20 protein-coding genes are annotated in these 23,615 nt (G+C 37.4%); 5 read left to right on the forward strand and 15 right to left on the reverse strand.

Annotated elements, in window-relative coordinates; all coding sequences use genetic code 11:
- Positions 1 to 52 precede the first annotated feature (52 nt).
- Positions 53 to 1,837 (reverse strand): alkaline phosphatase, encoded by a 1,785-nt coding sequence (locus tag AC3WV0_RS12740; protein ID WP_488846469.1) that lies wholly within the window; start codon positions 1,835 to 1,837, stop codon positions 53 to 55.
- 5 nt (positions 1,838 to 1,842) lie between these two features.
- The gene (locus tag AC3WV0_RS12745; protein WP_488846470.1) at positions 1,843 to 2,967 is read right to left on the reverse strand and encodes an alkaline phosphatase; all 1,125 of its coding nucleotides are present in this window, start codon (positions 2,965 to 2,967) and stop codon (positions 1,843 to 1,845) included.
- A gap of 280 nt (positions 2,968 to 3,247) precedes the next feature.
- Here AC3WV0_RS12745 and AC3WV0_RS12750 point away from each other — a divergent pair, with 280 nt between their 5' ends.
- Entirely contained in the window at positions 3,248 to 6,013 is a 2,766-nt protein-coding gene (locus AC3WV0_RS12750; RefSeq protein ID WP_488846471.1) for a SusC/RagA family TonB-linked outer membrane protein, read from the forward strand.
- A gap of 24 nt (positions 6,014 to 6,037) precedes the next feature.
- Positions 6,038 to 7,774 (forward strand): RagB/SusD family nutrient uptake outer membrane protein, encoded by a 1,737-nt coding sequence (locus AC3WV0_RS12755; protein WP_488846472.1) that lies wholly within the window; start codon positions 6,038 to 6,040, stop codon positions 7,772 to 7,774.
- Positions 7,775 to 7,868: 94 nt separating this feature from the next.
- Here the strand turns inward: AC3WV0_RS12755 and AC3WV0_RS12760 are convergent, their stop codons facing one another.
- The 11 genes from AC3WV0_RS12760 to AC3WV0_RS12810 all read right to left on the reverse strand — a co-directional run bounded on the left by AC3WV0_RS12760 (position 7,869) and on the right by AC3WV0_RS12810 (position 19,350).
- Positions 7,869 to 9,029: an FAD-dependent oxidoreductase gene (locus AC3WV0_RS12760; protein WP_488846473.1), complete on the reverse strand. Its 1,161-nt coding sequence runs from the start codon at positions 9,027 to 9,029 to the stop codon at positions 7,869 to 7,871.
- Between the two features lie 24 nt (positions 9,030 to 9,053).
- Positions 9,054 to 9,812 carry a helix-turn-helix domain-containing protein gene (locus AC3WV0_RS12765; RefSeq protein ID WP_488846475.1) on the reverse strand — a complete coding sequence of 253 codons (759 nt, stop codon included), beginning with the start codon at positions 9,810 to 9,812 and terminating at the stop codon, positions 9,054 to 9,056.
- 56 nt (positions 9,813 to 9,868) lie between these two features.
- On the reverse strand, positions 9,869 to 10,627 hold the full coding sequence (locus AC3WV0_RS12770) for a LytR/AlgR family response regulator transcription factor (RefSeq protein ID WP_488846477.1): 759 nt from the start codon (positions 10,625 to 10,627) through the stop codon (positions 9,869 to 9,871).
- A 2-nt stretch (positions 10,628 to 10,629) separates the two neighbouring features.
- Positions 10,630 to 11,595, reverse strand: a complete 966-nt coding sequence (locus AC3WV0_RS12775) for a sensor histidine kinase (RefSeq protein WP_488846479.1) — start codon at positions 11,593 to 11,595, stop codon at positions 10,630 to 10,632.
- Positions 11,596 to 11,694: 99 nt separating this feature from the next.
- Positions 11,695 to 12,582, reverse strand: coding sequence for a DUF6268 family outer membrane beta-barrel protein (locus AC3WV0_RS12780; RefSeq protein ID WP_488846481.1), 888 nt, complete (start codon positions 12,580 to 12,582; stop codon positions 11,695 to 11,697).
- Positions 12,583 to 12,638: 56 nt separating this feature from the next.
- Positions 12,639 to 13,310 (reverse strand): ABC transporter ATP-binding protein, encoded by a 672-nt coding sequence (locus tag AC3WV0_RS12785; protein ID WP_488846482.1) that lies wholly within the window; start codon positions 13,308 to 13,310, stop codon positions 12,639 to 12,641.
- A gap of 148 nt (positions 13,311 to 13,458) precedes the next feature.
- Complete coding sequence (locus tag AC3WV0_RS12790; protein ID WP_488846483.1) at positions 13,459 to 14,694, reverse strand: ABC transporter permease; 1,236 nt, start codon at positions 14,692 to 14,694, stop codon at positions 13,459 to 13,461.
- Between the two features lie 4 nt (positions 14,695 to 14,698).
- Positions 14,699 to 15,778, reverse strand: a complete 1,080-nt coding sequence (locus AC3WV0_RS12795; RefSeq protein WP_488846484.1) for an efflux RND transporter periplasmic adaptor subunit — start codon at positions 15,776 to 15,778, stop codon at positions 14,699 to 14,701.
- A gap of 19 nt (positions 15,779 to 15,797) precedes the next feature.
- Positions 15,798 to 17,114: a TolC family protein gene (locus tag AC3WV0_RS12800; RefSeq protein ID WP_488846485.1), complete on the reverse strand. Its 1,317-nt coding sequence runs from the start codon at positions 17,112 to 17,114 to the stop codon at positions 15,798 to 15,800.
- Positions 17,115 to 17,118: 4 nt separating this feature from the next.
- Complete coding sequence (locus tag AC3WV0_RS12805) at positions 17,119 to 17,502, reverse strand: DUF2147 domain-containing protein (RefSeq protein WP_488846486.1); 384 nt, start codon at positions 17,500 to 17,502, stop codon at positions 17,119 to 17,121.
- Positions 17,503 to 17,886: 384 nt separating this feature from the next.
- Entirely contained in the window at positions 17,887 to 19,350 is a 1,464-nt protein-coding gene (locus AC3WV0_RS12810) for an OmpA family protein (RefSeq protein ID WP_488846487.1), read from the reverse strand.
- Between the two features lie 668 nt (positions 19,351 to 20,018).
- On the opposite strand from AC3WV0_RS12810, the gene AC3WV0_RS12815 reads away from it, so the two are divergent.
- The 3 genes from AC3WV0_RS12815 to AC3WV0_RS12825 all read left to right on the forward strand — a co-directional run bounded on the left by AC3WV0_RS12815 (position 20,019) and on the right by AC3WV0_RS12825 (position 21,838).
- Positions 20,019 to 20,549 (forward strand): hypothetical protein, encoded by a 531-nt coding sequence (locus AC3WV0_RS12815; protein ID WP_488846488.1) that lies wholly within the window; start codon positions 20,019 to 20,021, stop codon positions 20,547 to 20,549.
- An 82-nt stretch (positions 20,550 to 20,631) separates the two neighbouring features.
- The gene (locus AC3WV0_RS12820; protein WP_488846489.1) at positions 20,632 to 21,351 is read left to right on the forward strand and encodes an ABC transporter ATP-binding protein; all 720 of its coding nucleotides are present in this window, start codon (positions 20,632 to 20,634) and stop codon (positions 21,349 to 21,351) included.
- Positions 21,352 to 21,400: 49 nt separating this feature from the next.
- Complete coding sequence (locus AC3WV0_RS12825) at positions 21,401 to 21,838, forward strand: hypothetical protein (protein ID WP_488846490.1); 438 nt, start codon at positions 21,401 to 21,403, stop codon at positions 21,836 to 21,838.
- A 36-nt stretch (positions 21,839 to 21,874) separates the two neighbouring features.
- Here AC3WV0_RS12825 and AC3WV0_RS12830 read toward each other — a convergent pair whose 3' ends face one another.
- Both AC3WV0_RS12830 and AC3WV0_RS12835 read right to left on the reverse strand, forming a co-directional pair.
- Complete coding sequence (locus tag AC3WV0_RS12830) at positions 21,875 to 22,672, reverse strand: patatin-like phospholipase family protein (protein ID WP_312901909.1); 798 nt, start codon at positions 22,670 to 22,672, stop codon at positions 21,875 to 21,877.
- A 205-nt stretch (positions 22,673 to 22,877) separates the two neighbouring features.
- Positions 22,878 to 23,492, reverse strand: a complete 615-nt coding sequence (locus AC3WV0_RS12835) for a PH domain-containing protein (RefSeq protein ID WP_090001277.1) — start codon at positions 23,490 to 23,492, stop codon at positions 22,878 to 22,880.
- Positions 23,493 to 23,615: the final 123 nt, after the last annotated feature.

Genomic DNA, 23,615 nt, shown 5'->3' on the forward strand with positions numbered 1-23,615 from the left:
TTAAATTGAATAACTTTAACAGATTAAGTATTGACTAATCACATTTTGCCTCTCACTCCTTGATCTTCAGAGATTTTAATATTTTATGAAAAATTTCATTGTTTTCATAAACTCCCATAAAATTTTCCGTGCCTGGTCCGTACGAAAATACCGGAATAAGTGTCGCCGAATGATCTTCTGTCGTAAAATCACCTTCAATGGTACTCGTTGCCATATCACCATGCGGGATGCTGAAGCCCCCTGTTTCATGATCTGCAGTGATGACCACCAATGTTCCCGGATTTTTATCGGCAAACCGGATGGCTTTTGTAATAGCCCTGTCAAAATCAATTCCTTCGGTTACAATCGTTCCGACATTATTGGCATGGCCGCCGCTGTCGATTTGTGCCCCTTCAATCATGATGAAGAATGGTTTATTTTTATTTTTTAAAAATTCGAGGCTGCTTTCTACGGTTTCTGCCAGAATATTTCCACGGCCTTTCAATACCTGCGGCACGCCATTATCGGAAAAGTAATAGGCCAGCCGGTCGGCTTTGCTTCCTGCAATTTCTTTTGTGTTTTCTGCCACTTTAAAATTATTCAGACTGGAAACCTTCGACTTTCCTCCTGCCGCAAAAAAACTCAATTTTGAAGTGATGAGGTCTGATGCAATTTCCTTTTCCATGCCGCGGTCTTTTTGGTGAGCATAAAACGCAGACGGAGTTGCTCCTACGATCTCATCTGTTGTAATAACTCCCGTATTAAAGCCTTTCTCAGAAAGGATTTCAGTGATATTCGAAATCGCTTTTCCTGAAGGGTCTACGCCAATAAAACGGTTATTGGTTTTCTTTCCGGTTGCAAAAGCAGTTGCGCCGGCTGCAGAATCAGTGGTAAAATTATCAGCTGATGTCGTTTTTATCAATCCAATATTTTTAAGCTGAGTCAGCGTCAGCTGTCCTTTATTTGCTAAAACAGAAGACGAAATCTGCGAAAGTCCGTTTCCGTCACCGATCAGAAGAATCACGTTTTTTACCGGGATATTTTTATTTTCATATAAAAATTTAGGCTGATAAACATCACTGGTCAACGTATTTCTAAAAGTCCTTTCATCAAGTTTTTTCAGATAATCGGCACATTCTTTTGGATGATCTGTGTTGATGTAATCCACCCCTGCATGTGCAAAGAATTCCCACGAAGTTTTACCATCAGGAATGGCCCAAAACCTGAAAGGCTTATGAAAGGCTTTTGCTTTTTGAATGACTGCCTTTACTTTCGGAAGGTCTTCCACCGTCAGTCCGCCCTTCCCATTCCAGCCAGAATATTCTTTAAAATTTAAGCTTACAAGTCCTACTCTTTTCCATTGTTCTGGGGTAAGATTCTGTACTGACTGATAATCGAAAGTAATGAAATCCGGATACGCCGAAAACTTTTCAGGAGATGGTTTATTGCCGGAAATGACAAAACTGATCTTTTTTGAAGCGGTTATGTCAGGATATTTTGATAGCTCGGAAACGATCTTTTTCAGGGTAGATTCTCCTTCTGTCTTCAGGTCAATTAAAACCTGTACCGGCTGATCTTTTATAATACCCAATTCTAAAGCTTTTTGGATAGGTTTGAGATAAAGATTATCGAAAGTTCTTTCTTTTTTAAGATCTTTCCGCTCATGTGACACGTAAAGCTGATTATCAACAAGATAAACATCGGCTTCAATAGATGTTGCGCCCGCTCCCAAAGCATACCAGAAAGGAACTTTCTGTTCGTAATCGTTGTGTGAATGGGCAGCATAATGTTGTGCAAAAACAAAGTTCCCTATCGTTAATGCAACAGCAATATTTATTTTTTTAAAGTGTAAAAGCATAGTTTCTATTTTATGTTAACTCCGGATCTTTTTAAAGCCTCAACCAGTTTATGATAGATCGTATTATTCGGATATATCCCTGAAAACAGTTCTTCTCCTTTTCCCATGGCGAAAACCGGAACCAAAGCTGCTGTATGCTGCCCGTCGATAAAATTCACCTGAAGTTTATCTTTTACTTCCTGCAGCTTTCCTGAAGCATCTTTTTCCATAAATTTTCCTATGCTTGCACCGCCAGTCTCATGATCGGCAGTGACCACCAGTAAGGTATTAGGATTCTTCTTAATAAAATTCATAACCACACCAATTGTTTTGTCGAAATCAAGGACTTCTTTTACCATCATTTCAGCATTGTTTGCATGACCTCCCCAATCGATGAACGAGCCTTCTACCATCAGGAAAAAAGGTTCATTTTTCTGCGATAAAAAGTCCAGTGCGAGTTGTGTGGCTTCCGGAAGAAAATCTTTTCTTCCCTGTACTTTATTAGGTAGTTCGTCCTGTGCCATTAAATACAGATTTCTCTTTCCTGCTGAAGGTTTTGACAGAGAGATTGTATCAATTCTGTAATTTTTTTTCAGCAAATCTTTCAGCAAATCTTTGTGGTCTTTCCTTTTATTAAAGAACTTTAAACCGCCTCCAGCTGCAAAATCAACGTCAGATTTTATAAAGTCCAAAGCAATATCCTCATGAAGATCACGGTCTTTTACATGGGCATAATAAGCCGCCGGGGTAGCATGAGTAATGCTCGTAAGACAAACCAATCCCGTTTTATATCCTTTATTCTGAAGCTGTTCCAAAATCGTGGGAATTGCCAGGGAATCTTTATCTACTCCGATTGCCCTTTTGTACGTCTTTTGTCCCGTTGACAGAGCCGTAGCTCCCGCCGCAGAATCCGTCACACGGTCGCTGATGCTGGAAGTTTCAGAAAGTCCGACATATTTAAAATTCTGAAAATTTGGTTTCCCGTCTCCAAAATATAAAGCAGAGGTCACCTGCGAAACGCCCATTCCGTCACCGATCATAAAAATGATATTAACCGGTTTTTGATGCTGCCCAAACAACATGGATCCAAAAAGAAACATAGCGAAAAACGTAAAAACCTTTGCGTTAATACTTTTACAAGAATAAATCATAATGATTATTATTTTAATAATTAAACATTTGAAAAACAATGGGCAAAATTAGATAAAAGAACCCCTTAAAAATGAAGTGAAATATTTCATTAACCAATGTTAACAGCCGTATTATTCATTATGAAGCATTTATATGTCCGGGCTTAACAATTAATTTACTATAATTTAATTTTTCGCAATAAAGTTTACATTTTGTTAAATTTAAAAAGTAGTTACTTAACGGTAAGTTAACGACAATTGGGAAGAATCGAACCTAATTTTGCACGAAAATAATTAAGGAATGAAGCGTATTTACCTCGTGCCAACTGTTTTGATGGGTTGTGTCAGCTTAACATTTGCACAAAAAAAAGAAACTGATACCATCAAGAGTAAAGACAAACTCAAGGATATTGAAGAAATCGTGATGGTAGGATATGGATCCCAGAAAAAATCTGACGTGACGGGTGCGATAGGATCTGTAAGAAGTGGAGATTTCAATAAAGGATTGGTTGCCAATGTAGGACAACTGTTGCAGGGAAAGATTGCCGGGGTAAATGTTGCGAATGTAAGTGGTGAGCCGGGGGCCAATCAGGATATCGTGATCCGTGGGGTCGGAAGTTTGCGTTCAGGAACTACTCCACTCTATGTGATCGATGGTTTTGTGATCGACAACAGCAGTACAGGAGTTGCCAACAACCCGATGAACTTCATCAATACACAGGATATCGAATCTATTGATGTTCTGAAAGATGCTTCTGCTGCTGCTATTTATGGGGCAAGAGCAGCAAACGGGGTTATCATCATCACCACCAAAAAAGGTAAAAAAGGAAGAATGCAGATGAATCTTTCTTCAAACCTTACTGTTTCCCATTTAGCCAATAAAATGGATGTTTTCAGTGCCGACGAATTCAGAAGACAGGTAACCGCTATGGGTGCGAAGCTTGATGATATGGGCGGAAATACAGACTGGCAGGATGAGCTTACAAGAACTGCAATCTCTAATAATGTCAATTTCTCAGCATCAGGAGCTACGGAAAATTCGAACTATTATGCAACGTTGGGATATGAAAATCAGGAAGGTATTTTGTATAATAACAATCTGAGAAGATATTCAGGACGTATCAATGTTTCTCAGAAAGCTTTTGACGGAAGGGTAAATGTTGATTTTAATATCAGTGGTGCCAGAACTGAAAACAACAGACCAAGCGTTACCAGCATGGTTTCTACAATGCTTACTTTAAATCCTACATATCCTGCTTACACCAACGGCGCTCCGACAACGGTTTTCAATAATGGATCTTTCAACCCGCTGATCCGTCAGGACATTTACAAGGATTTTACAACCAATAACAGAATTTTAGCTAATTTCTCGCCTTCAGTAGAAATTATCAAAGGCTTAGTTTATAAATTAAACTTAGGAGTAGATTATTCTTCGGCAGAAAGGGTGATTCAGAATATGCCGCACGCTATTCCTCTGGAAATCGGAACTTTAAATTTAAGTAACTATTCCAACAATAATACTTTGGTTGAAAATACGCTTACTTACAAATTTAATCTTGATACGCATCATTTTAATGTAATGGCCGGACATTCTTATCAAAGATTAAAGAGTACGGCTAGAGGATGGTACTACGAAAATTTCCCAATCAACGGCATTGAGCCACAGTATCAGATTCCTGCAGCCGGAAAAAATAATTCTACCACATCGATTGATGCCAATAAGAATGAACTACAATCATGGTTCGGAAGGGTACATTATGATTTCAATGACAAGTACTTACTGACTGCTACGTTGAGAGCCGACGGTTCTTCTAAATTCGGGGACAACAACAAATATGGTATTTTCCCCTCGGTAGCCGCCGGATGGAACATCAGCAAAGAGCAATTTCTTTCCGATGTACAGGAAATCAGCAATTTGAAATTAAGGGCAAGCTGGGGTAAAACCGGAAATCAGGAAATTCCGGGGAAAGTTACCAAAAAAAGCTATCGGGCTGATTCCGCCGGAACGGCACAATCGACATATCCTTTGAACGACAGTGGAAATTATCCTGTAGGGATCTACCTGGTAAGAGCCGACAATCCTGATCTTCAGTGGGAAGTAACAACCCAGACCAATATTGGGTTGGATTTCGGAATCCTTAACAACCGGCTGACTGGTACGGTTGATTTCTTCAGAAAAGTTTCTAACAACATTGTATTGCAGATTGATACTGTAGATCCCATAGAACCTGCACCCAAAATGTGGAAGAATATTCCTGATATGAAGATCAACAATACCGGTTGGGAAATCTCTTTAAACTACAACAGTAATCCTAATAAAGCATTCACCTACAGCATCGGCGGAAATGCTTCTTTTATTAAAAATGTGATCAAAAATTCACCATACAAAATCATTTCTACAGGAGAGGCACAAGGTCCGGGAACAACCAATGCCGTGATCAATGGTTATATTAACGGTGAACCGATCGGGACGTTCTACGTTAAAGAATTTTTAGGATTAAATGCCGACGGAACCAATATCTTCAGAGATGTCGACGGAGACGGTATTATCACGGATAATGACAGGGTTGCTGCAGGAAGTGCTCTTCCCGATTTCACATATAATTTATACTTAAAAGCTGCTTATAAAAATTTCGATTTAGGACTAAACTTTAACGGCGTTGCCGGAAATATGATCTACAACAACACAGCTTCTACCCTCTTTACGAGAGGACGACTGGGCCTTTCACAAAACACCACAGATGCTGCAACACAGTTTCCTAATGAAAGTACCAATAACACCAATGTGATCTCAACAAGGTATCTTGAAAAAGGAGATTTCTTCAGATTAAACAATGCCACCCTTGGATATAGTCTAGATCCTAAAATCTTAGGAATCGGCGATCATGTAAGAAACATACGACTGTCTGTAACTGCTCAGAATTTATTTGTCATTACCAAATATTCAGGTTTTGATCCGGAAATCAATACAGGGATTTCTCAGGGAGGAATTCAGTCTTTCGGTATTGATTACAGTACCTATCCAAAGGCAAGAAGCTTTATGTTCGGGGTTAATGTAGCGTTTTAATTTAATTATTTAAAAAAGAAAACAATGAAAAATAAATTTTTAATCTCTATCCTAAGTCTAAGTGCATTGGTCGCAGTAGGATGTACGAACCTTGATGAACAGGTAATCGATGAATCGGTGGATGCGCCATCCAGCAATATAGTGGAATCTTTTGTTGCTCCTGCCTATGGCCCGCTTCCGGATGCCTTTACCCATACCAAAAACTACGGTCTCCAGCTGATCAGTACAGATGAGGCAATCCTGCCTCCGAGAGGAAGCGGAAACGACTGGTATGACGGCGGGAAATATATCGAACTTCATCAGCATACGATGACGACTACCAATGTTGTGGTTCAACAGACCTGGGATGCTTTCAGGCTAATGATTTCAAGAACTATCACAGCGATTGAAAAACTGCAGCCGCTTGCTGCTACTGATGCCAATGCAGCCAAAGCTGTGGCCGAAATGCGGGCTTTAAGAGCTTACTACAATATGCTGTTCCTTGATTACTGGGGAATAGCCTTTAAAAAAGATGCTACCGGTCAGAATTCCCAGATCTTAAGAAGACAGGAAGCCATTTCATATATTGAAAGTGAATTTCTTGCTGTCGTCAATGACCTTGATAATACTCACGGACCGGGAAGAATATCACAGGCTGCTGTTAACGGATTTTTGGCACAGCTTTATCTTAATGCCGCTGTGTACAGAGATCCCTACGGAACACCTTCATTTACAACAGCAGATATGGATAAAGTCATTGAATATACCAACAAGGTAATCAATTCGGGATTATTCAGTTTATCTGCAGAATATTTTGCCATTTTTGATGATAACAATCACACTAATAAAGAACTGATCTTTGCCATCGATCAGCGTCAGGATCTGAACACATCTCATAACCGATTAGGATATTGGTCGCTGTCCGGAAGTCAGTATCCGTTGGCAGCTTTTCCAAAAGCAAACGGAACAGATGGGCCTGCCATTACTCCTGATTTCTACCAGACCTGGGTACAGGCGTACGGAAGCACAGATCCGGCACAGGCAGATGCCAGATTTTATAAAGAAAATTTCACTGTTCCTCAGAATTTAAAGGATCTAACAGGTGTTACCCCTGCCAACGATGCCAATCATTATTTCCTTGTTGATGGTCCTACGTATGAAATCAACAGAGGAATCCAGAGAGGAATTCAGTGGGGGCTGAGAAATTCTGCGAATGGACAGCCTTTTCAAACGTTGAATGGACAATATAAAATTTATCCGATGATCGAGCAGAGAAATGGATTTACAAACTACGTAAACCATGTGTTGGAAGTAGACCTGGAAGATCCTTCACATAAAGATTATGCCGACGGATACAGGGTTTCAAAATATCAGTTCAGCAGAACTTCTGATACGGGTAGAAACAGAGGAAATGCAGATATCGTTCTTTTACGTTTGGCCGATATTTATTTGATGAGAGCCGAAGCGCAGCTAAGAAAAGGAAATGCTGCGGCTGCTTTATCAGATGTAAATTTCGTAAGAGCATCAAGAACTGCCAGACCTTCACTTACGCCTCCTGCATTGACCAGTATTAATTTAAATACCCTTTACCGCGAAAGAGGTTTTGAGTTTTACTGGGAATATTCAAGAAGAACCGATATGATCCGTTTTGGACATTATGAAGATACGTACACTTCAAAAACCAATACAGATGTAAGAAAAAGACTTTTCCCGATTCCTCAGACGGCGATCGACGGAGCATCCAGTGTTCCGGGCTACCTGGTACAGAATCAGGGGTATTAATATTTAAACATTGATACAATTTATTTTGAATTATAAAAAACAACCTTTCTTAGCGAGAGGTTGTTATTTTAATGATAGCTGCTGAACGGCATTTTTAATGCCTTTCGAACATTTTGACCATCGACTGCAACGCATTTTCAGAATGCATAAACTCTCCATTGGCCAGAGATTCACCTGCGATCAACGATGCCCTTTTACGCATAGATTCTTCATAGCAGGCAATCGCTTGATGCGTAGATTCAAAATCACCAGAAAGCAGATTGTGACTTAATTCCAGTGCATCCAGCATGGCCATGTTAACTCCTTCTCCCGCAAATGGCGGCATGACATGAGCAGCATCCCCAATGATGGTTACATTAGATTGTGATTCCCAATACTGATCCAACGGCATACAGTAAATCGGTCTCGGTATAAATGGTGAAACAGCCGCCGTAAACAGTTCATCCCAAATGCTGCTCCATTCACTGTAAGAATCTTTAAACCATCGGAATACTTCATCATTATTATAATGGATGATGCCATTCTTTGTTTTCCAGTCTTCCGGCGCACGGAAGCTCGCATAAAAACCTATTTCACCATCTGCCTTCTGCCCCATGAGCAGATTTTGGTTATTGCCGAAAGCCATGATTTTTCCACCTTCTAAAAGAGCGTTGATATCGGGAGCAGTTTGAGAAGCATTGGGAATATTGCCTTCAAGCATCATAATTCCGGTATAAAAAGGCCTAATTTCTGTAACGTACGGACGAATTTTACTGTTTCCTCCGTCTGCCCCAATCACAAGATCTGCGTATACGGATGGTCGATCTTTAAAATGTAAAAGCCAACCTCCGTTTTGTGGTTCCATGGAAAGAAAATGGCTGTTCCATATAACAGTTTCCGGTTCTAATGACTGCAGTAAGATCTTTCGGAGTACGCCACGGTCGATCTCAGGACGGAAATATATGTTATTAAAATCTTCTTCCAGCTTATGACCATGATCACTGAAAAAAATTTCAGCCTTTTCATTCATGATTTTTTCACGATCTGCTCCGGGAAGAAAGTTTTTCTTAAACTCGTCCAGCAAATTGGCTTCACGCAAAGCAGCCAGACCGGAATCATAATGAAGGTCAAGTGGTGAACCCTGCACTCTGGCATTTTCATCAAAATCCCGTTCATAAACCTTAACATTGATGTTATTCTGTTGTAGCAATTTGGCTAATGTCAGACCGCCAGGGCCTCCGCCAACTATCGCTACGTTTTTGTTTTCTAACAGCATAATTGAATTTTATATACTGCAAAGCTATTTCTTATCGTACACCAAAAATTGTAAAAATCGGCTGTTCTCATTTTTATTCAGCTCTTTTGGGGAAACACCGGAAAGTTTTTTAACTTCTTTAATGAAATGCGATTGATCGGTATAGTTCAGTTGTGGATAAAGATTTCCTTCCCAGATATGTTGCAGTGAAGCCTGAAATCGTAAAATATTACAATATGATTTTAACGAAACACCCAACTGCCGGTTAAAATATTGGTTGATCTGGCGGGGACTCCATCCTATGTTGTCGGCGAGTTCGTTAACTTTAACATCTCCATCAGCCGCTATGATTTGATTAAATAAATTCCGTTTACGCTGATCAACAGCATCGGGAAGAAGAGAGATTACCTTATCGGTAACCTTTAGGCAAAAGGCTTCAAAATCAGTAAGATCATCAACAGTGAATTCCCAGAAACTATCGGGTAATACCCTGCCGGTATTGAGCAAGTCAGCAACAGGCATTTTAAGGATGTATTCAACAGCGAGAGGATGAAAGCTGACAGAGAAAAATTTTGATATGGGCTGCTTGGGTGCAATTTTGGGCTGTGTTTCCAGGCCCAAAAGGGTAATATGAAAAACTCCACTTTCAGTTAAAGACAGAATAAGATCTATCTTGCCGTTTGGGATAATGATTCCTTCCTCTATCGTCGACATATTAGTGAAAGAGGAAAAACAATATACAAAATCAGCAATCTGATGATGAGGTTCTATCAAATGAAACTGTAATGATTGTTTGGCTGTCATTTTTTAAATAATAATCTATAAAATATCAATATGAGTTAAAATATTTCTATCATATATCACTTTCCTCCTTCAAGCCATTCTTTAAAAACACTAACCTTTAAGCGGCTGACAATGGGCTGATTTTCAGATTTTACTTTAAGTTCTAAGATTACCTTCCTGTTAAAATACGGCTGAATAGTGACAATAGCGTTCCTGTTAATGAGCATCTGCCGGTTAATCCTGAAAAAAATATGGGGATCACAGACATTCGCTATATATTCTATATTTTTGAAAACAGGATATCTCTTTCTGTCGAATGTATAAAGGTAAACAATATCATCTTCTATGGCAAACATGGCGATATTTTCTGTCAGGACCACAATTGTTCGGTCTTTCTGCCGGGCAAGAAAACTTTCCTGATACACAGGCATCTTGTGGGTTTCCATAGGAATTTCAAAATTCATCTGTCTTTTGAATCTTCCTGCCAGTTGTTTAAATTTATGAAGCGCATTCAGTATTTCATCATCCTCGAAAGGTTTAAGGATATATTCTATTCCGTTGTTTTTGATGGCATCGAGTGCATATTCGTCGTAAGCTGTACAGAATACGATCGGAATACTGATGTCAATATGACGGAATATTTCAAAGCTATGCCCGTCTGACAAATGGATATCGAGAAACATCAGATCTATATTCTGTCCGTATTTTGCAAGATATAAAACGGTCTCCGCGATAGAATCCAAGGTTTTAATAACAATGAAATCATTGTCACTTTCTATGATTTCCTGCAACATCTGTGCAGTGTGATGCTCATCTTCCACCAGCAAAACATTCATCGCTAAATCAATTTTAATTGTACTTCAAATTTCTCATCATCTGAATTTTTTAAGATTCCATCAGATATTTTTAGCAAAGCATAACGTTGCGCTATATTTTCAAGTCCAAATCCGGAAACTTCAGCAACTGTAAGTTTCGGTAATCTGTTATTTTTTATAAAAATATAATTATTATCGGTATAAATATTGATTTCCAGCGGTTTTGATGAAGAAATTCTATTATGTTTGAAACAATTTTCTGCGATGATCTGAAGACTCAGCGTAGGAAGCTGTTTCTGTAAAAGTGCATCTTCAATATCAATTGATATTTTGAGAGCGCCTTCATTTCGGGTTTGCATCAAGAAAAAATAGGATTTCAGGACGTCGATTTCATCTTTTAAAGAGGTGGTTGAAGTTTTGTTTAAAGAAAGTGTCAGCCTGTAAAAATTAGAAAGGCTCATAACAAACTTTTCCGAAGAAGGATGTTGATTTCTGATCATAGTACGCAGGGTATTGAACGAATTGAACAGGAAATGGGGATCTACCTTTGTTCTGAGTTCCTGAAGCTGGACTTTGTAGTTTTCATTCATGATCTGCTCTTTTTCCAGCTGAAGCTTTGAAATGTTTTCATTGGCCTTCAGTGCATACTGAATGATAAAAAACAATACTGCGGCAAAAAACAATTTAACAATAAATACCCATTTGATAGCATTAGGAATTTTAAATATCAACAAGGCAAAAAGGACATACACAATAAAGACAAAAGATGCAACAACTCCTGTAATAATAAGATTCTTATATTTTGTTTTGATATTGGAGACCGCTTGTAAAATGTACCAGAGAACATACAAAACAATAGAGGCATACAGCCATTTCTCTGCAAATCCGTCCGGCTGAATACCTGAAGTTTCCGAAATGGAAAAGAAATTAAGTCCCGGCAAAATAATGGCCAAGGCTACAGGCAGTATGATATGTATTCTTTTTTTCATTTTAAATCAACATTACGCTCTTATTAATCAGAATTAATCCTGCTTTTGCATTCAAATCTAGTAAACATTTACCGAAGATTTAAGTTTATTATAATTTATCTAAAGCCCAAAACTATATCCGACATTAAATCTCAATCCCCTCGTCTTGATTTCCTGAATAGGTTTTGACTTTTGACGAAAATCAAAAGTGAAAATACTCCAGTTGTTGCTGGCAGTATCTTCATAAAGCTTCAGATTGTTGACGAAATCATATCCAAATCCCAGCGAAAACTTATGATGGCCTGCAAGCTTATATTCCAGGCTGCTTATTCCAAACCAATTGTTTATTCTTAGAAAACGGCTGCTTTCTTCACTTGCCGAAAGCCTGTAACTTGCTGCACTTGCAGATATCTCGTTGGTCCAGGAAAGCTTATCATTAATGGCATAAATCAACTTCGGACGGATCGGAAGCAAGCCCGTCAGCTGTAGTTTTGGTGTGATTTGATAATCAACAGAAATAAAAGGATTTAATTGATGTCCGTAGAACTGCCTGTTGTAAGAGATTCCCCAGCCCGTCTTAAGATTATCGTTATGCTGAATAGTATATCTTGCTCCGAAAGAATAGCGGAAATCTTCTTCGCTGATATCCTTCAAATCAGAATAAGCACCAACCTGGGCAAAGAAATACACTTTATATTTTTGCTTTATTTTTAACTGCCAGAAAACAAAAACATCCGCATTGTAAAGATCTTTAGAAAGCGTAGGATCAAGCCCGGAAATGCTTCTTGATTTGAATTGAAGTCTACCACCAGCTGTTCTTTTCTCATCACGATATATTGGAAAATTCAGAAAGGCATCAATATCTTTTATTTTTCCTTGGACAGAATCATTCTTTATTTTTTCATAACCATAACTCACTCCAAAGAGATCAGGCTTCCCTTCCTGGGCATAAATTTTATCATTAAAAAATACGGTCAGCATTAGTAATAACCCTTTATATACTCTCATATAATTCATCTTTTTTTTTGTATAAAGAGTTGCAATATTTATAGACTTTATAGTTATTAAACGATAATTTTTCCATCTGCCATTTCAATAATACGATCGCAATTTGCGGCAAACTCATCGTCATGGGTCACTGCAATAATTGTTTGCCCTCTTTCCTTGGCAAGCTCACGGAATATTTCAAAAACAATCTTTGTATTTTTAGAATCCAGATTTCCTGTTGGCTCATCTCCCATGATGATGGCCGGATCATTGATCAGGGCCCTTGCAATTGCCACGCGCTGTTGCTGTCCGCCTGAGATTTTTGAAGCTTTTTTATGCTCGTGCCCTTTTATATCCAATAAACTGAGAAGTTCCATCGCTTTGTGCTCTATTTGCTCTTTTGGATATTTTTTAAGTTTCAGCGCAGGAAGCATCACATTGTCAAGCACTGAAAATTCAGGCAAAAGATAATGGAACTGAAAAACAAAGCCAATATGCTCATTCCGGAAAGCGGAGAGCTGATTCTGTTTCAGACCGGTTACTAAAGTATTGTTGATGAAAATCGTTCCTTCATAATCGGTATCCATCGTAGAAAGAAGATACAATAATGTTGATTTCCCAGAGCCCGACTTTCCTACGACAGCGACAAATTCTCCTTTTTCTACATCAAAAGAAACTTCTCTCAAAACCTGGAATTTTTCCGGTTCATAAAAGTATTTATTGATTTGATTCACTGATAATGCTTTCATTGTGGTAAATTTTATATATCATTCTGTACATTCCATCCATAAAAAAATGTGATAATTGCTGCTTCGAACATCGTAATGTAAATAAACAGTATCAGTAATTTCAAAATCATAATCAGATCTTTAATGATACTTTCCATGCTATTATTTCTCATCCTCTTAAAATTGCTACAGGATCTATTTTTGATGCATTTCTTGCGGGCAGATAACCTGCAATTGCCGTTATCAGAAGACCAAACGAAAACGCAAGGACATAATCGGTAAGGCTGTAATCTATCGGTAAAGTGGTAAATGAACCGATCTTAAAAGGTATCTGATCCACGATCATCGAAACAACATATCCGAATGCAAGACCTGTAAAACCGCCGATAAGACCTATGATAACCGACTGCGTGAGAAAAACCTCAACAATATCGCTTCCATTAAACCCCATTGCTTTCAGTATGGCGATTTCTTTGATCTTTTCGTTAACGGTCATATTCATAATATTATAAATTCCAAAGCCCGCCACAATGAGGATTGTGAAAGAAACTGCCACCGCAAGAATATTTCGGAGAACATTTGCAGAATCCAGCTGTGCGTTGCCTTCCTGCCAGGCCTCGACTTTGTAATCGGTCATTGCCGCTATTTTTTTTGAGATTTCTTTGGACTTATTAAAATCATTGATGTTAATCAGAATATCTGTTGCATAACTTCTGTTCTTTGAGAAAAGCTGTCGTGCGGTACGAATGGAGATGATTGCTCTGGTTTTATCTACACTTGCTGAGCCTGTCTCCATAATTCCGATAATTTTAAAAACTCTTGAAATCCCGTCTGAAGTAAGGACTGTAATATTATCATCCATTTCCACCCCAAGATTCTGTGCCAGCTTATAGCCCAGAATAATTCCGTCCGCACGCTTTTCCAAGTCAAAAAAATTCCCTTGCTGCATGTACTCTGAGGTATGAAACAGACGATCTTCATTTTCCACATCGACACCGGAAAGGGATGCATTGATCTTTGTAACCCCATTTCTGATAAAAATATTCTCATTAAGCTGCTCTGTTATCGCTGATATTTCTTTCAGCCTCGAAACAGATTCCCGGATAGGCGCTGTATTTTTTATTCCTTCGGTATATCGTATGTTTCTGGCATTGTTTACGATCACCAACGTGTTATTTTCTTTTGTTCTCAGAATTTGATGAACATCAGTTGGAAGATCATTGTAGATTCTGATATGCGACATGGAAGTAAAAGTTATTTGCGTCTGGGCACTATTGACACCGGACATAAAACTGTTCATAAAAATGTACATTGATATTCCGAACGTCACACTCAGCACAGCAACAAAAAGTTGTTTGACCTTGGATGAGAGATGCACCCAGGATATTTTCCTATTTGTATTCATTCTGTTAATCTTTAGGTTTTATCAGAATATCTTTTTCGGATATCCCACTTCGAATCTCTGTCCATTCATTATTTTTTGAGCCGATCACCACCTCTCTCTTCTCATCATTTTCCAGGGTAACAAATTTTCCTTTGGAAATGTATGAAGTGGGAATCACCAATACATTATTTCGCTTTGATGTTTCAATATTTGCCTGAAGCTGTGTACCGGAAAAAACAGTTTCGGGAGTCTTGTCAAATTTTGCTTCCACAATGTATGATTGTTCTGTCTCGTCAAATGCTGGTAATATTTTAACAACTGTTGCCGTAAAATCCTGGTCCGGATAAGTATTGAGATGAATTGCCGCTTTTTGTCCAATTTTTATTTTAGCAATATCGTCTTCCGAAACGTATAATTTTAGTTTAAAATCTCCACGGCCGATCCTTGCCATATTCTCACCCTGCTTTACCAGTTCACCTTTCTTTTTGAAAACATTCAGAACTTCACCATTACCTTCTGAACGGATGGTGTAATCTTTTAAAACATCCTGTTGCTGATTTACTCCTATTGCACTTCTCCTCTTCGAAAGATCAAGAGCATTTTTTGTATCCAGATAATTTTTTTGAAGAGAAATTAAATTATTCTGTGAAGACTGATACTGAAGCTGTGCCTTTTCAAGATCCAGCTGGGAAACAGAATTTTTTGTTCTGAGTTCCTGATATCGCTGAAAATTTATCCGGTCCTGAGCCACCTGATGCTGAGCCTGATCAATCTGTGCCTGGAGCTGCAACAGCTGCGGAGAATTTCCGGATGCATTTTGCTTAGATTGTGAGTAAACCGCTTCTGCATCTTTCAGCTGCTCTGCCTGTACATTGCTTTCGATGATTGCGATAAGACTATTGTCAGTCAGTATTTCACCTTCTTTAATTGGAATATCTGATATATTTCCACTGATCTTGGCAGAGATCATATATTCATCTTCCATTTCTATATATCCGCTTGCAAAAACAGCGTCTTCAATATTCTTTCTTACCGCTGAGGTTTTCTCTGTTTTGGTGCAGGAAACAAGCATTAATGCCAATAATAAAAGGCTTGTACTTTTCATTCTGTTTATCATGATCGTGCTATGGTTTATGGAAATCTAGGGTGCGTAAATACATTTTATATTTTGCTAAAGACAGATCAGAAAGGCTCCGGAGATAATCATACTGTGCAGATAAAAGATCAGAATAACGATCAAGACGCTCATCCAGACCGATGATTCCGCTATCGTATTTGTTCTGGGTATGAATATCATTTCGTTCCTGTAATTGCAATATCGCTGTACTTTTTTCAAGATCCTCAATAGACTGATCATACTGAATCTTGAGTATTTCGTCTTCTTTATCTTTTACAATCTTCGTATTTTCCAATTGCATCTGCTGAATCTTCAGATCAGTCTTTGATTCTTTAATTTTCTGACTTATAGAAAAGCCATTAAAAACGGGCAGATTAATTTTAACTCCGAAAAACTGCTGGGGAAGATTGTTTGCATTAGAAAAATCTGCAAGACGGTCTGTCGCCCAGTTATAATTATATTGATAGACAAATCCCAACGTCGGATATCGCATGGCTTCGCTTTGCTTTACAAGCGACTTTGAAATATCGATCTGTTTTTCCTGAAAAAGAACTTCCGTATGAACAGCATGAAAATCAAAATCAGTAATACGATCCTCATCAGTTCCGAGATCTGATATCTGAATTTCTTCGCGGAGATCAAGAATGCTCTGCAGTTGGCGGTAAAGTTGGTCCAGGTTACTTTTTGTTGACTTAATTTTCTTTTCATTCTGTAAATGTTGTATCGAAACTCGGTTGAGATCAGATTCACTAATAATGCCCTTCTGATATTTTTCTGAAGCATTACCCAGCATTGTTTTGGTAACACTCCCGTTTTTTTCGTCAATTTCAAGGGATTGCTGAGCCAGTACGATCGAATAATATACAGAAGCCAGCTGATTATAGGTATTAAACCGGTTTACTTCCGTGTTCAGCTTTCCCGCTTCCGACTGGAACTGTGATGTTTTAATGGCAAAGATCTTTTGAAAATCAATGATGTTCCACTGAGCCTGCAATGAGGTCGTATAAAGATAAGTTTTACCAAATGTCAACTCTTCAAAACTTCCTTCCGGGGCCATGGGATTAAAAAGTTTTGCGGGAACTAAAGTAGGTTGCAAAGTAATATTATCATTAAATCCTGCCGATGCGTTGACAGATGGGTAGAGAAATGATTTCGACTGTTTTTGCTTTATCAGGTTTATTTCCTGCTGTGCTTCAGAAATACGTATGGAAATATTATGTTTGTCGGCATAGCTCATCACCTCCTGAAAAGATCTAAATACGATCTGTCCCTTTATCGGAAGACCGGAGAGCATGACAAATATTAGTAAAAATGATGCTTTCATAGATCTATAATCTCTTCCAGACCTGAGTTTTAGACATCATTCCATAAGAAGCTTTAATGTTTAGCAAATCATCTTTGGTAATCTGAGCAGAGCAGGATGCTGTTTTTCCTTTTTTAATAATATATACCGTTCCGTTCGTATAATTACCATTTCCCGCTGGCTTCAACCCGGAAATCTGCTTTTTACCGATCACGCTGCCATCTTCTGCTTTTCTGATAATGGCATCATAATAATTTCCGTTTTTGACAAATTCTATAACTCTCGTTTTTTCTTCGTTTGTCCAATTTCCAATGAGTTTATCTTGAGAAGTTTGCGCTTTCACATTCATTCCCAGAAATACAAACAGTAATAGAAAAAGGATTCTTGCAGTTTTGAATAGGTTTTTCATATTTTAAATTTTAATATTAAATGAATTAACAGCCACAAAATTATTATCAGATCATACCTTATTATTTAAATTTTAAAGTGAAATGAACATTAACGAAGGTGAATTGAACACATGAGTATTTAAGCATTAAAATAGCAGAATCACCAACGATCTCTACAGAAAATCAACGGATAAAACAGTGTTTGGCATAAACAAAAAATCCTCTGTAGAGTCTAGTTTACAGAGTATTTAATATCATTGTATGGGCTTTCAGAAGAACACTTAAGTATTTGGGAGAAATATTCAAAGCATCAGCAACGTACTGAACAGTAGATAATTTCCTGAATCAAATAAAAAAAGACTGCCATTACTATGGCAGCCTCTCACTTAGAAGTTATTTATTATTTATTTTGCTTTAAAATATACTCTTCTATTAGCTCTGTTTTTCCATTCAGGACATTTAGAAGCCGGGTTGCATTCAGGGTATTTAAGGTCATTTTTTCCGTTACCCTGAGCATCAAGTTTACCAGACTGTACTCCGTTCTGAATCAGATAATTTTTTACGTTATTCGCTCTTTTCTCAGATAATCTCTGGTTGTAAGCTTCAGTTCCTCTAGTATCGGTAGCTCCTACCACAGTGTAAGAACCATCTGAAGAGTTGATATAGCTCACTGCATTATTCAGGATCGGCGTGTTTGAAGGTAAGATTCTGTCTGAATTAAGATCAAACTCGATTCCTTCTAATTTAGTTTCAGTCTCAGCTACAGCTCCCTGTCCCTGAGTCTGGTCAGGACATCCGTTATTTTCAACGCTTCCAGGAACTGTTACACACTTATCATAAAGGTCTATTACTCCATCTAAATCTACGTCTAATGCTACACCAGAACCGTCAACTCTTGCCCCTGCAGGAGTATCAAGCTGTCTGTCCCAGTCGTCACAAACTCCGTCATTATCAGCATCTCCGTTTTTACAAACAACAAGATCAGTGATTTTTGATTCCAAAACATTGATTTTGTAGTAAGCTTCCTGTAAAGGATCATGCCACATCAGGTGAGACTCATGCTTACCTAAGTTTACAGTAAGACCTAAAGTTGTGTTGATGAAGTTATCAGAGTTTTTATCATTTCTATTATTTATAGCACTGTTTCTGTAACCTCCACCATCAAATGTATCATCAGTTGTTATTACATACATTACTCTTCCTTCTAGATCTATGCGGTTGCTGATTTTATATTTCAAACCAGCCCCAGCCTGACCAAATATTGAGTTTATTTTAAATGGCTTAACTTCTGTCATTAATCTTTGTCCCATTTCATCTTTAAGATAAGCTCTATATGCTAATGTACCAATACCTGCATAACCATGCAATGCCCATCTGAATGGTGACTTATTATCAACTCTTCTTAGTAAGTTTGAGAAATTAATATCCCCCAAAATAGAGATCGCATCATATTGCGTTCTTGCTCCGTACTGCATATTAGCCGCAGCATTTGCCGGCGCAGCATCTTTCGTGTTAAAATAACCTTGTCTTGTTTCTCCACGATCATACTGTAATTTTAAACCGAACGCATGAGTAATTGCTTTATCTACACTTACATACGCAGAGTATCCAAATAAATCTTTACCACTATTGCTGTTAGTTTTGATAGAATTAAGATCAGCACCTTCCATTAATGGAACACCTGCCCCGAATGAAATTGACCAGTCATTGAATCTTTTTGAAGAGTTTGTGAACGGTTGTACATCAGCAGATCCCGAAGAAAAAGTATTCGGATATTGCGTATTATTCATTACCTGAAGCGAATCCTGGGCAAAAAGGCATGTGGGTAATGCGATTGCCAACGATAAGATTGATAGTTTTGATTTCATATTATTTTTTTTAATGTTTCTTTAAGAAAAGCTGTAAAAAATAAACCTAAATACGATTTATTCTTAAGTTTCAGCTTGTGCTCATCATTATTCAATTATTATACCATTTATCCATTTGAGGAGGATTTGAGAGGGTTGAGAACAATGTTAAACAGTAAAAAATCTTAAAAATATGGTACCTAAACCCGCTTACAGATCAGCGGTTTATGTCATTTATTATGCTTAACATATTAATTTATATAATTTAAATTCAATTTTTAATTTAACTTCAAAAATCAACTATCATCTATGCTTTTCAAAGATTATTATTTCTTGAATTGGAAATAAAATTTAAAAAATTACACATTCAAGATTTTAAATAGACATGAAAAAGATTAACACTTATTAAATGATTATCATCTATTTAATATTAACATTTGTTAATTTGAAAATTCGTGAAACTTATAATTTCCGGAAACCATGTCCCTGTATTCTCAAAAAAAACAATCAGTAAACACTTTATATTTAATATCCATCACTTTATATATATGTATTGAATAAATAGTATAATTTGATCTCAAAACTTAAGTGATTTTTTTTTTTTACATTTGCTCTGAGGAAATATAAAAATTGTTTTTTCGTTTGTACTTTTACAGACAACCAAACTTATAAAAGCATAAAATCACCTTATGAGAAAAATAATTCTACTATTTACATGTTTGTTAGGTATTTCGGCTTTCTCACAAATTAAAGTGCTGAAAAACGAAAGTGTGGTGGAAATTGGTAAAGATAATTCCGTAGGTTTATATAAAAAAGACGATAAATTTACCATAAACTATCAGGACCTGAATACAGCCAACCTGAATACGTTCCGGTCATTTTCTTTCCAGAATCTCAATAAAGACGTATCAGGATTATATGAGCTGATCATCAATGGATTTGTGGATCTGCCTTCAAGCAATATCGTGCTGGAACTTCCTAATGATATTGTTGAGCTTCATTTTGAGAAAAACTTCGGTCAGCCTACCGTACAGTTTATTCAGTATATCAACAAAAACAGAAAATATGTTGGAAAATCCCAATTTCTGAACAAAAAGCAGGTTGACAAAATTTTTGGGAGACTTAACGGAAAATCATCGCAGTATGAAAAGCCTGATCCGGCAAATAATGGTAATGCATCGGCCAAGGCTTCTAATCCGGAAAGAAAAACTAAGAAATAATCAATTTCAGGAATATTAACCAGGCTTATTCTACGGAATGAGCTTTTTTATTTTTATTTTTGCAAAAAGATCATTAATCATTATGTCTCTTCAAATAAACAATTTAACCAAAAGATTCGGTGGGCAGACGGCACTGAACAACATCAATATATCGATCGACAAAAATGAAATCATCGGGCTTCTGGGTCCTAACGGTGCTGGAAAATCTACCTTAATGAAATCTATTGTAGGAGCCTTAAAAATTGATGAAGGAGAAATAATTTTTAATGGTAAAAACATCACCGACAACGAAATAGAAAGCAAAAAAAATATAGGTTTTCTTCCGGAAAACAATCCGCTTTATCTCGAAATGTTTGTAAAAGAATATCTGCAGTTTGTTGCCAATATTCACAATATCCCAGTATCGCGAGTGGATGAGGTAATAGAACTGGTAGGAATTACTCCTGAAAAAACGAAGAAAATCGGGCAGCTTTCCAAAGGATACAAACAAAGAGTAGGTTTGGCACAGGCTATTATTCACCAGCCGGATCTGCTGATTCTTGATGAGCCTACGAATGGTCTGGATCCCAATCAGATTATTGAGATCAGAAATGTTGTAAAGGAAATTGGTCAACAAAAAACGGTATTGCTTTCCACCCATATTATGCAGGAAGTGGAAGCGCTTTGTTCACGCGTAATCCTTATTCATAAAGGAAATATTCTCCAGGATTGTCCGATCGGGGAATTTAAAGGAAAATTCGAAAATCTTGAAAAGGCTTTTGCTTATTATACCCAGTCAACACCCGCTGAAACTGATCTTTAGTTGGCTTTAAATTTGATACATTTGAGGGACCAACCACAACATTATCAAAATGATTAAAAAGATTCTGCTGGGAGCAATATGTATGACCAGTATCAGCATGATCAGCGCTAAGAGCATTCATCAAACTGAACCTAAAGACGGACCCAAAACTGAAATCAGGCAACAGGTTCCGAAATCAGTAATTATTAAAACTAAAAAATTCAAAGTAAGAATTGATAAGCAGCCTAATGGCAATTATCTGTACCAATCCTGGCCGGCAAAGGGGAAAATCACGAGCAAGCCGAGCATGATCATCAGTGACGGAGAACTTATTCCTGACGGATCCGGAGGAAATTATTATTTTGAGTTCCACAATGAAGGATATACCTATAAAGTCTGGAGAAATTATCTTACCGATTCTCTTAAAAAAGCTCCTTATACGCTTACGGTAGAAGACCAGGACGGAAAAACAGTTGTTAACCAGGACGCAATCGTTGTAAAAAGCTAAGATAAAAGAAAACTCTCATTTAAAGTGAGAGTTTTTTTATGCACCTGATTGCCTGGCAAGATAAAAGCTGCTTTCGTTAAAGCTTTCCTTTGCAGCTTCATACCCGATCATGAAAATTTTTTCAAGACGGTCTTTTCTTCTTTCAAAAGTTCCATAGGTGGAGAGCTCCTGAGAAGATATAAACCAATCGCAATAGTCAAATTTTATTTTTTCTACTCTGTACGAAAGCAAATCATACGAACGGGAGACAATAGATTTAATTGATTTCAGATCATCAATTTTAATGTCATGAGGAGGCGAAACAAAAACACCGATCAGTTTGTCACACTCATCCCTGATGATGTCAGCAGGAAAGTTATTGAGTACTCCTCCATCACAATACATTTCGTCATTAATAATATAGGGTGTCGTGATTCCCGGTATCGAACATGAAGCAATGATAGCATCTACGACCTTAAAATCCTGGTCAAAGATTTTTTCGGTTCCGCCAACCAGTTCCGTGGCTACAATTTTCACTTCTTTATCCAGATCTTTCAGTTTCATATCTCCGAAAATAGGATTGAGATAATTCCTGAAAATAACAGAAGAAACCAATCCCGGTTGATTGAAAGCAAAATGTTTCCAGTTGAAAAAATATACCGAATTAAAAAACTCAAGAATCTCTTCCGGGGTTTTTCCGACAGCATACATAGAGCCGACGATGGAGCCTGCGCTGCAACATGACAGCACATTAACATCAATATCTTTTTCCTTGAGGAATTTCAGAACTCCGGCGTGTGCGATGCCTTTGGTACCGCCACCCGATAAAACAAGTCCTATCTTTTCAAAATTCATTGAATAAATGTAAGAAAATACCACAAAATAGAAAGTCTGTTTTTACTAAATTTTTGTTAAATAGTAACAGGCAACAGAGGTGACTGGGCAGATGACAATGAATTAATATCTTAAAATATTTTCATCAATAAAATTTAATTTAAGTATTACTAAAAGTGCCATTATAAAAAAGCCCGAAATTTCGGGCTTTTAAAGTTTTATCATCTTAATTATTGATGTATTTTTCGAAAATCTTTGAAAAGTCTTTCTGATTGTACTTATCAAAGCTGGTGGTATTCCATGCGAAAATGTATTCATTAATGGTTCTTAATTCCTGGCTTTTTGATACGTTTTCCTGTTTTCCTGACGCTACAGTAGTGATCGCTTTCTGCAGGCTGTCATTCGAAAAATTCAGCAATGACTGATTGTGATGCACCACTTGCTGAATCGCTAAAAGAGCTTTATAAAGATCTTTCAGCTGATCTATCTGACTTTTTGTAACGCTGATCATTAACGGAACATTCCCGATATTAAAAGAAATCTCAACATCCAGGTCGATGGTTCCCGCCGTCTGCAAAGCAATATTTGAGAAAGGAAACTGATAATATTCGTATCTTCTCAGTACCCGTTTTTTATCCAGGGCACTTGCACCGTCAATATGGATCAATGCTCTGTTGGTAAAGCAATATTCATCTCTTTTGGATTTGATGAGGAAGAAAATTTTTTCATTGTCTTCCGATAAAATGTAATCGTCAGAATCTACTTTATCATAATCATGAGAAGGAATAATTTTACCAATATCCCCTAATCCTAAAGCTTCTGCAGCTAATTTTTTGAACATAATTTATTTTAATTTGTATTATTTATAACTTAATAAAAATAAGAAAATATCATTTAGAAAAAAGAAAAACCACAGACAAAATCTGTGGCTTTGATATTGTTAAACTTTGTCAAAGATTTTCAA

Source organism: Chryseobacterium sp. 27AL (assembly GCF_057815395.1).

Bases quoted from the DNA above. Each gene is read 5' to 3' on its own strand.
- AC3WV0_RS12740 (WP_488846469.1), bottom strand. From the start codon at position 1,837: ATGCTTTTACACTTTAAAAAAATAAATATTGCTGTTGCATTAACGATA.
- AC3WV0_RS12745 (WP_488846470.1), bottom strand. From the start codon at position 2,967: ATGATTTATTCTTGTAAAAGTATTAACGCAAAGGTTTTTACGTTTTTC.
- AC3WV0_RS12750 (WP_488846471.1), top strand. From the start codon at position 3,248: ATGAAGCGTATTTACCTCGTGCCAACTGTTTTGATGGGTTGTGTCAGC.
- AC3WV0_RS12755 (WP_488846472.1), top strand. From the start codon at position 6,038: ATGAAAAATAAATTTTTAATCTCTATCCTAAGTCTAAGTGCATTGGTC.
- AC3WV0_RS12760 (WP_488846473.1), bottom strand. From the start codon at position 9,029: ATGCTGTTAGAAAACAAAAACGTAGCGATAGTTGGCGGAGGCCCTGGC.
- AC3WV0_RS12765 (WP_488846475.1), bottom strand. From the start codon at position 9,812: ATGACAGCCAAACAATCATTACAGTTTCATTTGATAGAACCTCATCAT.
- AC3WV0_RS12770 (WP_488846477.1), bottom strand. From the start codon at position 10,627: ATGAATGTTTTGCTGGTGGAAGATGAGCATCACACTGCACAGATGTTG.
- AC3WV0_RS12775 (WP_488846479.1), bottom strand. From the start codon at position 11,595: ATGAAAAAAAGAATACATATCATACTGCCTGTAGCCTTGGCCATTATT.
- AC3WV0_RS12780 (WP_488846481.1), bottom strand. From the start codon at position 12,582: ATGAGAGTATATAAAGGGTTATTACTAATGCTGACCGTATTTTTTAAT.
- AC3WV0_RS12785 (WP_488846482.1), bottom strand. From the start codon at position 13,310: ATGAAAGCATTATCAGTGAATCAAATCAATAAATACTTTTATGAACCG.
- AC3WV0_RS12790 (WP_488846483.1), bottom strand. From the start codon at position 14,694: ATGAATACAAATAGGAAAATATCCTGGGTGCATCTCTCATCCAAGGTC.
- AC3WV0_RS12795 (WP_488846484.1), bottom strand. From the start codon at position 15,778: ATGAAAAGTACAAGCCTTTTATTATTGGCATTAATGCTTGTTTCCTGC.
- AC3WV0_RS12800 (WP_488846485.1), bottom strand. From the start codon at position 17,114: ATGAAAGCATCATTTTTACTAATATTTGTCATGCTCTCCGGTCTTCCG.
- AC3WV0_RS12805 (WP_488846486.1), bottom strand. From the start codon at position 17,502: ATGAAAAACCTATTCAAAACTGCAAGAATCCTTTTTCTATTACTGTTT.
- AC3WV0_RS12810 (WP_488846487.1), bottom strand. From the start codon at position 19,350: ATGAAATCAAAACTATCAATCTTATCGTTGGCAATCGCATTACCCACA.
- AC3WV0_RS12815 (WP_488846488.1), top strand. From the start codon at position 20,019: ATGAGAAAAATAATTCTACTATTTACATGTTTGTTAGGTATTTCGGCT.
- AC3WV0_RS12820 (WP_488846489.1), top strand. From the start codon at position 20,632: ATGTCTCTTCAAATAAACAATTTAACCAAAAGATTCGGTGGGCAGACG.
- AC3WV0_RS12825 (WP_488846490.1), top strand. From the start codon at position 21,401: ATGATTAAAAAGATTCTGCTGGGAGCAATATGTATGACCAGTATCAGC.
- AC3WV0_RS12830 (WP_312901909.1), bottom strand. From the start codon at position 22,672: ATGAATTTTGAAAAGATAGGACTTGTTTTATCGGGTGGCGGTACCAAA.
- AC3WV0_RS12835 (WP_090001277.1), bottom strand. From the start codon at position 23,492: ATGTTCAAAAAATTAGCTGCAGAAGCTTTAGGATTAGGGGATATTGGT.